The 12,064-nt window shown below is 66.2% G+C and carries 10 protein-coding genes; 9 read left to right on the plus strand and 1 reads right to left on the minus strand.

What is annotated here, in order from left to right; translation table 11 throughout:
• Positions 1-5: 5 nt before the first annotated feature.
• A complete protein-coding gene (locus L3V85_RS08130) occupies positions 6-779 on the plus strand; it encodes an SDR family NAD(P)-dependent oxidoreductase (RefSeq protein WP_237678813.1) in 774 nt (257 codons plus the stop codon).
• Between the two features lie 114 nt (positions 780-893).
• Here L3V85_RS08130 and L3V85_RS08135 read toward each other — a convergent pair whose 3' ends face one another.
• Complete coding sequence (locus tag L3V85_RS08135) at positions 894-1,853, minus strand: LysR family transcriptional regulator (protein ID WP_237678814.1); 960 nt, start codon at positions 1,851-1,853, stop codon at positions 894-896.
• Between the two features lie 144 nt (positions 1,854-1,997).
• On the opposite strand from L3V85_RS08135, the gene L3V85_RS08140 reads away from it, so the two are divergent.
• The 8 genes from L3V85_RS08140 to yjfF all read left to right on the plus strand — a co-directional run bounded on the left by L3V85_RS08140 (position 1,998) and on the right by yjfF (position 12,059).
• The gene (locus L3V85_RS08140; protein WP_237678815.1) at positions 1,998-3,464 is read left to right on the plus strand and encodes an aldehyde dehydrogenase family protein; all 1,467 of its coding nucleotides are present in this window, start codon (positions 1,998-2,000) and stop codon (positions 3,462-3,464) included.
• A gap of 41 nt (positions 3,465-3,505) precedes the next feature.
• Positions 3,506-4,471: an ABC transporter substrate-binding protein gene (locus L3V85_RS08145; RefSeq protein WP_272934776.1), complete on the plus strand. Its 966-nt coding sequence runs from the start codon at positions 3,506-3,508 to the stop codon at positions 4,469-4,471.
• Between the two features lie 12 nt (positions 4,472-4,483).
• Positions 4,484-5,554, plus strand: coding sequence for a multiple monosaccharide ABC transporter substrate-binding protein (gene chvE / locus L3V85_RS08150; RefSeq protein WP_237678816.1), 1,071 nt, complete (start codon positions 4,484-4,486; stop codon positions 5,552-5,554).
• A 41-nt stretch (positions 5,555-5,595) separates the two neighbouring features.
• Positions 5,596-7,122, plus strand: coding sequence for a multiple monosaccharide ABC transporter ATP-binding protein (mmsA, locus tag L3V85_RS08155; RefSeq protein WP_237680523.1), 1,527 nt, complete (start codon positions 5,596-5,598; stop codon positions 7,120-7,122).
• Complete coding sequence (gene mmsB, locus L3V85_RS08160; protein ID WP_272934777.1) at positions 7,109-8,323, plus strand: multiple monosaccharide ABC transporter permease; 1,215 nt, start codon at positions 7,109-7,111, stop codon at positions 8,321-8,323. The genes mmsA and mmsB overlap by 14 nt, the downstream gene beginning before the upstream one ends.
• A gap of 7 nt (positions 8,324-8,330) precedes the next feature.
• On the plus strand, positions 8,331-9,851 hold the full coding sequence (locus tag L3V85_RS08165; protein ID WP_237678817.1) for a sugar ABC transporter ATP-binding protein: 1,521 nt from the start codon (positions 8,331-8,333) through the stop codon (positions 9,849-9,851).
• Between the two features lie 139 nt (positions 9,852-9,990).
• Complete coding sequence (locus L3V85_RS08170) at positions 9,991-11,025, plus strand: ABC transporter permease (RefSeq protein WP_237678818.1); 1,035 nt, start codon at positions 9,991-9,993, stop codon at positions 11,023-11,025.
• Positions 11,022-12,059, plus strand: coding sequence for a galactofuranose ABC transporter, permease protein YjfF (yjfF, locus tag L3V85_RS08175; protein WP_237678819.1), 1,038 nt, complete (start codon positions 11,022-11,024; stop codon positions 12,057-12,059). Before L3V85_RS08170 ends, yjfF begins: the two co-directional genes overlap by 4 nt.
• The last annotated feature ends 5 nt before the right edge of the window (positions 12,060-12,064 follow it).

The following is a 12,064-nucleotide window of genomic DNA, read 5'->3' on the forward strand; positions in this document are numbered from 1 at the left end:
CTTTCTTGAACTCGACCCAGCTTTCCATTCATCCGAGCCTGAAGGGCCGCACGGTGTTCGTCACCGGCGGCGGCAGCGGCATCGGCGCGGCCATCGTCGCCGCATTCGCGGCGCAGGGCGCGCGCGTGGCCTTCGTCGACATCGCCGAGGGCGCCAGCGCGCAGCTCGCGCGGCAGATCGTGGATGCCGGCCATGCGGCGCCCTGGTGGCGCGCATGCGACGTGCGCGACATCGCGGCGCTGCAGCAGGCCATCGCCGACGCGGCGCGCGAACTCGGCGACTTTGCGGTGCTGGTGAACAACGTGGCGAGCGACGACCGCCACACGCTCGAATCGGTCACGCCCGACTACTACGACAACCGCATGGCCATCAACGAGCGGCCCGCGCTGTTCGCGATCCAGTCGGTGGTGCCGGGCATGAAGCGGCTGGGCTTCGGCTCGGTGGTGAACCTGGGCTCCACCGGCTGGCAGACCAAGGGCTCGGGCTACCCCTGCTATGCGATTGCCAAGTCGTCGGTGAACGGGCTCACGCGCGGGCTCGCCGTGGAACTGGGCCGCGAGCGCATCCGCATCAACACCGTGTCGCCCGGCTGGGTGATGACCGAGCGGCAGGTGAAGCTGTGGCTCGACGAGGAAGGCGAGAAGGCCTTGCACCGCAACCAGTGCCTGCCCGACAAGCTGATGCCGGAAGACATCGCGCGCATGGTGCTGTTCCTCGCGTCGGACGACGCGAAGATGTGCACGGCTCAGGAATTCACCGTGGACGCTGGTTGGACGTAATCAGGTACTCCCCCAGGCTTCGCGCACTTCGTGTCGCTTCGCCAACCCCCTCGCCGGGGGCAATGCCTGCGGCCCGGCAAAGCCGGTTCCGCGGCATTCCTCGAATGAATCCGGTCAGTCGATCTCGAGTTTGCGGCCGTACACGCTGAGGCTCGCGGTCTTCAGCGCCTTCATCATCACCCGGGCCGCGGGCGACAGGAGCCTGTCGGTGCGCGTGATGATGCCGAAGGCGTCCATGTGGCAGGGCATGTCCAGCGGCAGCAGCGACACGATGCCGTGCGATGCGTAGTAGCGCGCCACGTCGGTCGCCAGCACCGCCACCATGTCGCTCTGCTGCAGCATGCGCGTGATGAAGAGCAGGGCCGAGCTCTCGATGGTGTTGGTCGGTGGCGCCAGGCCTTCTTCCTGGAACATCAGCTCGAAGCGGTGGCGCAGCACGCTGCCGGCCGGCGGCACGATCCAGCCGGCGCTCACCACGTCGCGCAGCGTGAGGCCGCTCACGCCCAGCAGCGGATGGCCCGGCCGCACCAGCGCGCACACGGGTTCCTCACTCAGCGCCTCGTAGCGCAGCTGCGACTTGTCGTGCTCGGCAAAGAGGCGCGCCACCAGGATGTCGAGCTTGCCCTGCTCGAGCCGCTCGATGAGCGCGGGGCTGGTCTCTATCTCGAGCGACACGCGCAGGTCGGGCTGCTCGCGCTTGACCATGGCCACGGCCGGCGGCAGCAGGGTGAGCCCCGGCGCGGTGATGGCGCCCACGCTGACCTGGCCGAAGCGCCCGGCCTTCAGCGCGGTGAGTTCGTCGTGCGCCTGGTTCAGGCTCGCGAGCGCGACGCGCGCATGGCGGATCATGGTCTCGCCGTACCAGGTCGGGCGCATGCCGCGCGGCAGGCGGTCGAACAGCGGCACCTCCAGCACGTCTTCCAGGTCCTTCAGCAGCTTGGAGGCCGCGGGCTGCGTCATGTTGAGCACCTGCGCCGCGCGGTGGATGTTGCCTTCCTCGGCCAGCGCCACGAGCAGCAGCAGCTGCCTTGTCTTGAGCCGGGCGCGGATGAACCAGTGGTTGTAGTTCGTCATTTTTCTTAAGACCAAGGACTGATCGGGTTTTCCAGAATCCGGCGATCGATATGCATTTCACGCAAAAAACGATTGGATCGATATCGATTCTGTTCCTAGACTGCCCGCAAGTTCAAGAACAACAGAGACAAGGTCGACGCCACGGTGATTCACGGCGAGATTCATCTGAACGTGCGCAACTACATCAACGGCCGCTGGGAAACCAGCGCGACCACCGGTGTGAGTGCCAATCCCTCGGACACCAGCGAAGTGGTGGCCGAGTACGCACGCGCCGACCGCCGCCAGGCCGAAGCCGCCATCCGCGCGGCCACTGAAGCCTTTCCGCACTGGAGCCACAGCACGCCGCAGCGGCGCGCCGACGTGCTAGACCGCATCGGCGCCGAGCTGCTGGCGCGCAAGGACGACCTGGGCCTGCTGCTGGCGCGCGAGGAAGGCAAGACGCTGCCGGAGGCCGTGGCCGAGGTGGCCCGCGCCGGCCAGATCTTCAAGTTCTTCGCGGGCGAGGCCATCCGCGGCGGTGCAGGCGGCGGCGGTGGCGAGAACGTGGCCTCGGTGCGCGCGGGCGTGCAGGTCGACGTCACGCGCGAGCCGGTGGGCGTGGTCGGGCTCATCACGCCGTGGAACTCGCCCTTCGTCATTCCTGCGTGGAAGATCGCGCCCGCGCTGGCCCACGGCAACAGCGTGGTGTTCAAGCCGGCCGAGCTGGTGCCGGCCTGCGGCTGGGTGCTGGCCGAGATCATCAGCCGCGCCGCATTGCCGGCCGGCGCCTTCAACCTGGTGATGGGCAGCGGCCGCGAAGTGGGGCAGGCGCTGGTCGACAGTGCGCTGGTCGACGCGCTGAGCTTCACGGGCTCGCCGGCCAACGGAGAGCGCATCCTGCAGGCGGCTGCCGCGCGCCGCGCCAAGGTGCAGCTGGAGACCGGCGGCAAGAACGCGCTGGTGGTGCTGGCCGATGCCGACCTCGACCGCGCCGTCGATTGCGCGGTGCAGGGTGCCTATTTTTCCGCTGGCCAGCGCTGTACCGCGTCGAGCCGGCTGATCGTCGAGGCGCCGGTGCACGACGCCTTCGTGGCGAAGCTGCGGCAGCGGCTCAAGGCGCTGAAGATCGGCCATGCGCTGGAGCGCGGCATCGACATCGGCCCGGTGGCCGACGAGGAGCGCCTGGCGCAGAACCTCGCATGGGTCGGCATCGCGCGCGAGGAAGGCGCCGAGCATGTCTGGGGCGGCGAGGCGCTGGAGCGCGCCACCCGTGGCCACTACATGAGCCCGGCGCTGTTCCTGGCGAAGCCTTCGCACCGCATCGCGCGCGAGGAAGTCTTCGGCCCGCTGGCCTGCGTGTTGCGCGCCGACGACTACGACGACGCGCTGGCACTGTGCAACGACACGCCCTTCGGCCTGTGCGCGGGCATCTGCACCAATTCGCTGAAGCACGCGATGCATTTCAGGCGCCATGCCGTGGTGGGCATGACGATGGTCAATCTGCCGACCGCGGGGGTGGACTTCCACGTGCCCTTCGGCGGCCGCAAGGGGTCGGGCTACGGGCCGCGCGAACAAGGGCGCCACGCCGCGGAGTTCTACACGACGGTGAAGACCGGCTACATGCTGGCCTGACCGGACGGGTTTTATTCATCACATCAAGAAGGAGACATCCCATGACCATGAACCGCCGCACCCTCAACACCGCGCTCGCCGCGGCAGCCCTTGGCAGCATGCTGCCCGTGTCCGTCTTCGCGCAGAAGAAGCTCGTGCTGGGCTTCGCGCAGGTGGGCGCCGAGAGCGAATGGCGCACCGCCAACACCGAGTCGATCAAGTCCTCCGCCAAGGACGCGGGCATCGAGCTGAAATTTTCCGACGCGCAGCAGAAGCAGGAGAACCAGATCAAGGCCATTCGCTCGTACATCGCGCAGAAGGTGGACGTGATCGCCTTCTCGCCCGTGGTCGAGTCGGGCTGGGAGACGGTGCTGCGCGAGGCCAAGGCCGCCAAGATCCCGGTGGTGCTGACCGACCGCTCGGTGAGCACCAAGGACGACTCGCTCTACGTGACCTTCATGGGCTCCGACTTCATCGAGGAAGGCCGCAAGGCCGGGCGCTGGCTGGTCGAGAAGATGAAGGACCAGAAGGGCGACGTGAACATCGTCGAGCTGCAGGGCACCGTGGGCTCGGCCCCGGCCATCGACCGCAAGAAGGGCTTCGAGGAAATCATCAAGGCCGACCCGAAGTTCAAGATCATCCGTTCGCAGACCGGCGACTTCACCCGCGCCAAGGGCAAGGAAGTGATGGAAGCCTTCCTGAAGGCCGACGGCAAGAAGATCAATGTGCTGTTCGCGCACAACGACGACATGGCCATCGGCGCCATCCAGGCGATTGAAGAAGCGGGCCTGAAGCCGGCGAAGGACATCGTCATCATTTCCATCGATGGGGTGAAGGGCGCCTTCGAGGCCATGATCGCCGGCAAGCTCAACGTGTCGGTCGAGTGCAGCCCACTGCTCGGGCCGCAGCTCATGCAGGCGGTCAAGGACATCAAGGACGGCAAGACGTTGCCCAAGCGCATCGTGACCGTGGAGAGCATCTTCCCGATGGAAGTCGCGGCCAAGGAATTTCCGAACCGCAAATACTGAGGACATCCCGACATGAAACGCAACTTCCTCAAGGCCACGCTCGCGGGCGTGGCGCTGGCCGTCGTCGGCTTCACGCCCTTGGTCCATGCGCAGGACAAGGGCCTGATCGCGATCTCGATGCCCACCAAGTCTTCTGCCCGCTGGATTGCCGACGGCGCCAACATGCAGAAGTACTTCAAGGACAAGGGCTACAAGACCGACCTGCAGTACGCCGACGACGACATCCCCAACCAGCTCGCGCAGATCGAGAACATGGTGACCAAGGGCTCGAAGGTGCTGGTCATCGCGGCCATCGACGGCACCACGCTGTCCGACGTGCTGCAGAAGGCCGCCGACAAGGGCGTGAAAGTCATCGCGTACGACCGGCTCATCAAGGGCTCGAAGAACGTCGACTACTACGCCACCTTCGACAACTTCCAGGTCGGCGTGCTGCAGGCGCAGTCGATCGAGGCGGCGCTGGGCCTGAAGAGCGGCAAGGGGCCGTTCAACATCGAGCTGTTCGGCGGGTCGCCCGACGACAACAACGCCTTCTTCTTCTACAACGGCGCGATGTCGGTGCTCGACCCCTACATCAAGAGCGGCAAGCTGGTGGTGCGCAGCAAGCAGATGGGCATGGACAAGGTCGGCACGCTGCGCTGGGACGGCGCGGTGGCGCAGGCGCGCATGGACAACCTGCTGTCGGCCTACTACACCAAGGACCGGGTGGATGCGGTGCTGTCGCCCTACGACGGCCTTTCCATCGGCATCCTGTCGTCGCTCAAGGGCGTGGGCTACGGCTCGGGCTCGCAGCCGATGCCGGTGGTGTCGGGGCAGGACGCCGAAGTGCCTTCGATCAAGTCGATCCTGCGCAAGGAGCAGACCTCGACCGTGTTCAAGGACACGCGCGAACTGGCCAAGGTGACGGTGAGCATGGTGGACGCGATGCTCTCGGGAAAGCAGCCCGAGGTGAACGACACCAAGACCTACAACAACGGCATCAAGGTCGTGCCCTCGTACCTGCTCAAGCCGGTGAGCGTGGACGCGTCGAACTGGAAGGTGGTGCTGATCGACAGCGGCTACTACAAGGAAAGCCAGATCAAGTGAGCACTGAAGGCAGCCTCGCCGATGCCGGCGTCATCCTCGAGATGCGCGGCATCACCAAGACTTTTCCCGGCGTGAAGGCGCTGAGCAACGTCAACCTCGGCGTGCGCGCCGGGGAGATCCACGCGGTGGTCGGCGAGAACGGCGCGGGCAAGTCGACGCTGATGAAGGTGCTCAGCGGCGTCTACCCGTGCGACTCCTACGAGGGCGAGATCCGCTTCGAGGGCGAGGTGCGGCGCTTCCGGGGCATCGCGGACAGCGAGAAGCTCGGCATCATCATCATCCACCAGGAGCTGGCGCTGGTGCCGCTGCTGTCGATTGCCGAGAACATCTTCCTGGGCAACGAGATCACGCGCGGCGGCGTGATCGACTGGTTCGCCGCCTATGCCCGCACGCGCGAGCTGCTCGCCAAGGTGGGCCTGAAGGAGCCGCCGACCACTCTGGTGACCGACCTGGGCGTGGGCAAGCAGCAGCTGGTGGAAATTGCCAAGGCGCTGGCCAAGGAGGTGAAGCTGCTCATCCTCGACGAGCCCACTGCCAGCCTCAACGAGAAGGACAGCGACGCGCTGCTGATGCTGCTGCTGGAACTCAAGCGCCAGGGCATTGCGTCGATCCTCATTTCGCACAAGCTCAACGAGATTGCCAAGGTGGCCGACTCGGTGACGGTGCTGCGCGACGGCGCCACGGTCGAGACCATGGACTGCCGCGCGCAGCCGATCAGCGAGGACCGCATCATCCGCGGCATGGTGGGGCGCGACATGGCGCACCGCTATCCGCAGCGCGCGCCGAAGATCGGCGAGACCGTGTTCGAGGTGCGCGACTGGCGCGTGCACCATGCGCTGCATGCCGACCGCGAGCAGATCAAAGGCGTGAGCCTGAACGTGCGCCAGGGCGAGATCGTCGGCATCGCTGGCCTCATGGGCGCGGGCCGCACCGAGCTGGCGATGAGCGTCTTCGGCCGCTCCTATGGCCAGCGCATCAGCGGCTCGGTGCTGATGCACGGCAAGCCGGTGGACGTGAGCACGGTGCGCAAGGCCATCGACCATGGCATCGCCTATGTCACCGAAGATCGCAAGGGGTTGGGGTTGGTGCTGGAGGAAGACATCCGCAGGAACATCAGCCTGGCCAACCTGGAAGCGGTGTCCGAGTCGGCGGTGATCGATACCGGCCGCGAATTCAAGGTGGCCAACGAATACCGCAAGGCGCTCAACATCCGGTGCTCGGGCGTGGAGCAGCTGGTGGTGAACCTGTCGGGCGGCAACCAGCAGAAGGTGGTGTTGAGCAAGTGGCTCTTCACGAAGCCCGAGCTGCTGATCCTGGACGAGCCCACGCGCGGCATCGACGTGGGCGCCAAGTACGAGATCTACACCATCATCGACCAGCTCGCGAGCGAGGGCAAAGGCATTCTCATGATCTCTTCGGAACTGCCGGAGCTGCTCGGCATGTGCGACCGCATCTACGTGATGAACGAGGGGCGCTTCGTGGCCGAGTTTCCGGTGGCCGAGGCTTCGCAGGAGCGCATCATGCATGCCATCGTGAGTTCGGGGAGTTCCGTTCATGTCCCAGCCTGAAGTCAACGCGATGAAGCCGGCGGTGCCGGTGCAGGAAGGGGCCGCCAGGCTGCATGCCGGCTTCCTGAAGAACAACCTGCGCGAGTACGGCATGCTGATCTCGCTGGTCGCGATCATGGTGCTGTTCCAGGTGCTGACCGACGGCACGCTGCTGCGGCCGCTGAACCTGACCAACCTGCTGCTGCAGAACAGCTACGTGGTCATCATGGCGCTGGGCATGCTGCTGGTGATCGTGGCGGGGCACATCGATCTTTCGGTGGGCTCGGTGTGCGGCTTCATCGGCGCGCTGGCGGCGGTGCTGATGGTGGAGTACGACTGGCACTTCGTGCCCACCGCCATCGTGAGCATCCTCGCGGGCGCGGTCATCGGCGCGGCGCAGGGCTGGTTCGTGGCGTTCCGCAAGATCCCTTCGTTCATCGTCACGCTGGCGGGCATGCTGGTGTTCAAGGGGCTCACGCTGGCGCTGCTGGCGGGGCAGTCGGTGGGGCCGTTCCCGGTGGAGTTCCAGCGGCTGAGCTCGGGCTTCATTCCCGATCCGCTGGGCGGCGACACGCTTCGCATCACGTCTCTCGCCGTCGGCGCGCTGGCCGCCGTGGCGCTGGTGTTCTTCAAGCTGCGCGGCCGCGCGAGGCTGGCGGCGCACGGCATGGAGACCGAGCCGTATGCCTTCTTCCTCGTGAAGAACCTGTTCTTCGCGGCCATCATCCTGTTCTTCAGCTACCTGCTGTCGACCTACAAGGGGCTGCCCAATGTGCTGGTCGTGATGGCGGTGCTGATCGTGGTGTACGACTTCGTCACCAACCGCACCACCATCGGCCGTCGCATCTATGCGCTGGGCGGCAACGAGAAGGCCGCGCGGCTGTCGGGCGTGAAGACGCAGCGGCTGGCGTTTCTCACCTTCGTGAACATGGGCGCGCTGGCGGCGCTGGCTGGCCTGGTGTTCGCCGCGCGGCTGAACACGGCAACGCCCAAGGCGGGGCTGGGCTTCGAGTTGGACGTGATCGCGGCCTGTTTCATCGGCGGCGCCTCGGCCTCGGGCGGCGTGGGCCGGGTGATGGGCGCGGTGATCGGCGCCTTCATCATGGGCGTAATGAACAACGGCATGTCGATCCTGGGCATCGGCATCGACTACCAGCAGGTCATCAAGGGGCTGGTGCTGCTGGCGGCGGTGTTCATCGATGTCTACAACAAGAACAAGTGAGCTGAGCATGCCCATGGCCGACGACCAGCCCGTGCTCGCGCTCAAGGGCATCCACAAGCAGTTCGGCGGCATACCCGTTCTGCGCGACGTGCAACTGCGCCTGTACGCGGGCGAGATCCATGCGCTGATGGGGCAGAACGGCGCGGGCAAGTCGACGCTCATCAAGGTGCTCACCGGCGTGCTGCCTTCCAGCGGCGGCGAGATGCTGCTGGACGGCCAACCCATTCGCCCGGCTTCGCCGCTGGAGGCGCAGAAGCTGGGCATCAGCACGGTCTACCAGGAAGTGAACCTGTGCCCCAACCTGTCGGTGGCCGAGAACGTGTTCGCGGGGCGCTATCCGCGCTGCGGTGTGGCGCAGGGTTTTCGCATCGACTGGGCCGGCGTCAACCGGCGTGCCGAAGAACTGCTGGCGCGCATCGGGCTCGACATCGACGTGACGCGGCTGCTGTCGAGCTATTCGGTGGCGGTGCAGCAGATGGTGGCCATCGCGCGCGCGCTGGGCGTGTCGTCGAAGGTGCTGATCCTGGACGAGCCGACTTCGAGCCTGGACGACGACGAGGTCGAGAAGCTTTTCGAGGTGCTTCGGCGTTTGCGCGGCGAAGGGCTGGCGATTGTTTTTGTCACACACTTTCTCAACCAGATGTATGCGGTGTCGGACCGCATCACGGTACTGAGAAATGGCGGGTGGATCGGGGAGTGGAAGGCGGCCGAACTGGGACCGCAGGCGTTGATTGCCGCGATGCTGGGGCGCGAGCTGGCGGCGCAGTCGGCAAGGCCTGCCGCGTTGCCGGCGTTCGATGAAGCGGCACCGGCGTTGCTGCAGGCCGAAGGCTTGGGGCAGGCCGGGCAATTGCAGGCGACGGACTTGCGTGTGCGCGCGGGCGAGGTCGTCGGCATTGCCGGCTTGCTGGGCGCGGGGCGCACGGAGCTTGCGCGGCTGTTGTTCGGGCTGGAGACGCCGGACCGCGGCGTGCTCAAGGTCGATGGGCGCAGCGTCAGTTTCTCGAACCCGGCGGATGCGATCCGTGAAGGGCTCGCGCTGTGTCCCGAGGAGCGAAAGACCGACGGCATCGTCTCGGAGCTGTCGGTGCGCGAGAACATCGCTCTGGCCTTGCAGGCGCGGCTGGGCACGAAACGCTTTCTCTCGCATGCGGAGCAGACGGAGATGGCGCAGCGTTTCGTCAAGTCGCTGGGCATCAAGACGGCGAGTGTCGAGACGCCCATCGGCTTGCTGTCGGGCGGCAACCAGCAGAAGGCCATGATCGCGCGCTGGCTCGCGACCGAGCCGCGCGTGCTGATCCTGGACGAGCCCACGCGCGGCATCGACGTGGCGGCCAAGCAGGAGATCATGGAAGAGATCCTGCGGCTTGCGAAGGCGGGCATGGCGGTGATCTTCATCTCGTCGGAGATGAGCGAGGTGGTGCGCGTGGCGCATCGCATCGTGGTGCTGCGGGACCGGAAGAAGGTGGGGGAGTTGCCGGGTGGGGCGACTGAGGATGAGGTGTACGAAATGATCGCGGCAACATGAAGCAGCTCCTTTCTTTCTCCCTCCCCTTCCGGGGGAGGGCAGGGGTGGGGGCACGCGGCCTTCACCATCGCGCGGCGTTCGAGGCCGCTCGCCCCCATCCCGGCCTTCCCCCAGCGGGGGAAGGAGAAAGGCAGGACATATGAAGCGCCTTTCGTCGTTCATGAGCCATCGCCTTGCCTGGCCACTCATCACGCTGCTGCTCCTGCTCGCGGTCAACACCGCCTTCAACGCCAGCTTCCTCCACCTCGAATGGCGCGACGGCCATCTCTACGGCAGCCTGATCGACATCCTGAACCGCGCGGCGCCGCTGGTGCTGGTGTCGCTCGGCATGACGCTGGTCATCGCCACGCGCGGCATCGACATCTCCGTCGGCGCGGTGGTAGCCATCGCGGCTTCGCTCGCGGCCTGGATGATCGGCGGCTCGGTGGCCAGCGACGTGAGCCGCTTTCCCATGTCGCTCGCCATCCTCGCGGCCATCGGCATCGCGCTGGTGTGCGGGCTGTGGAACGGGCTTCTGGTGGCCAAGGTCGGCATGCAGCCGATCATCGCGACGCTGATCCTCATGGTGGCCGGGCGTGGCATCGCGCAGCTCATTGCCGACGGGCAGATCATCACGATCTACTACAAGCCCTTCTTCTTCCTCGGCAGCGGCTACCTGCTGGGGCTGCCGTTCTCGCTGTTCCTCGTGGCGGCGGTGTTCGTGCTGCTGTACCTGGCGATCACGCGCACGGCGCTGGGCCTCTTCATCCAGGCGGTAGGCATCAACCCGACGGCGGCGCGGGTGGCGGGCGTGCAGGCGCGGCGGCTGATCGTCGGGGCCTATGCCTTCTGCGGTGCCTGCGCCGGCGTGGCGGGGCTGCTGATCAGCTCGAACGTGAAGAGCGCGGACGGCAACAACGCGGGCCAACTGATCGAACTCGACGCGATCCTGGCCGTCACGCTGGGCGGCACCGCGCTCACCGGCGGGCGCTTCAGCCTCGTGGGCAGCGTGATCGGCACGCTGATCATCCAGACGCTGACCTACGCGATCTATTCGCTGGGGGTGCCTCCGGAGATCAACCTGGTGGTGAAGGCGGCCGTGGTGTTCGCGGTGATGCTGCTCCAGTCGCCCGAGTTCAGGTCGGAAGTACGGTCGCTGGTGCAGCGGCCGGCGCATGAAGGGGAGCGGGCATGAGCGCGGTGATCGATGCTGCACCCTCGCCCCAGCCCTCTCCCGCGAGCGGGAGACGTGGGGCAGGGAGCAAGAGGGGGCTCAACCCGAAATACCTGCCGCTGGCGGCGACCATTTCGCTGTTCGTGCTGGTGGCAACGCTCGGCTCCGTTTTCTACGACGGCTTCTTCTCGGCGCAGGTGTTCCTCAACCTGCTGATCGACAACGCCTTCCTCATCGTCGTGGCCGTGGGCATGACCTTCGTGATCCTCTCGGGCGGCATCGACCTGTCGGTGGGCTCGGTGATCGCGCTGACCACCATGGTCTCTGCCTCGCTGGTGGAGAAGCACGGCTGGAGCCCTGGCGTGGTCATTCCACTGGTGCTGGTGATGGGCACCGCATTCGGCGCCTTCATGGGGCTGCTGATCGAGCGCTACCGGCTGCAGCCCTTCATCGTTACGCTGGCGGGCATGTTCCTGGCGCGCGGGCTGTGCTATCTCATCAGCATCGATTCGATCAGCATCACCAACGAGTTCTACTCGGAGGTCTCGCAGATCCGCATTCCGATATGGGGCGAGGCCTCGGTGTCGATCAGCGCGGTGATCGCGGTGGCGGTGCTGCTGGCGGCGGTGTTCATCGCGCATTGCACGCCCTTCGGCCGCGCGGTGTATGCGATTGGCGGCAGCGAGCATTCGGCCGTGCTGATGGGCCTGCCGGTGCGGCGCACGCTCATCGGCGTGTACACGCTCTCGGGCTTCTGCTCGGCGCTGGCGGGCGTGATCTTCACCTTCTACATGCTCTCGGGCTACGGCCTGCATGCGGTGGGGCTGGAGCTGGACGCCATCGCGGCGGTGGTGATCGGCGGCACGCTGCTCACGGGCGGCGTGGGCTATGTGGCGGGCACGCTGTTCGGCGTGCTGATGCTCGGGATCATCCAGACGCTCATTTCATTCGACGGCACGCTGAGCTCGTGGTGGACCCGCATCGTGGTCGGCGCGCTGCTGTTCGTCTTCTGTTTGCTGCAACGCTTTTTCACCTCGCGCGCGCCAAGGCGCTGACCTTA

This window comes from Variovorax paradoxus, from assembly GCF_022009635.1.
In the GTDB taxonomy this organism is placed as follows: domain Bacteria; phylum Pseudomonadota; class Gammaproteobacteria; order Burkholderiales; family Burkholderiaceae_C; genus Variovorax.

Bases quoted from the DNA above. Each gene is read 5' to 3' on its own strand.
- L3V85_RS08165 (WP_237678817.1), top strand. From the start codon at position 8,331: ATGCCCATGGCCGACGACCAGCCCGTGCTCGCGCTCAAGGGCATCCAC.
- L3V85_RS08145 (WP_272934776.1), top strand. From the start codon at position 3,506: ATGACCATGAACCGCCGCACCCTCAACACCGCGCTCGCCGCGGCAGCC.
- chvE (WP_237678816.1), top strand. From the start codon at position 4,484: ATGAAACGCAACTTCCTCAAGGCCACGCTCGCGGGCGTGGCGCTGGCC.
- L3V85_RS08135 (WP_237678814.1), bottom strand. From the start codon at position 1,853: ATGACGAACTACAACCACTGGTTCATCCGCGCCCGGCTCAAGACAAGG.
- mmsB (WP_272934777.1), top strand. From the start codon at position 7,109: ATGTCCCAGCCTGAAGTCAACGCGATGAAGCCGGCGGTGCCGGTGCAG.
- L3V85_RS08170 (WP_237678818.1), top strand. From the start codon at position 9,991: ATGAAGCGCCTTTCGTCGTTCATGAGCCATCGCCTTGCCTGGCCACTC.
- mmsA (WP_237680523.1), top strand. From the start codon at position 5,596: ATGCGCGGCATCACCAAGACTTTTCCCGGCGTGAAGGCGCTGAGCAAC.
- yjfF (WP_237678819.1), top strand. From the start codon at position 11,022: ATGAGCGCGGTGATCGATGCTGCACCCTCGCCCCAGCCCTCTCCCGCG.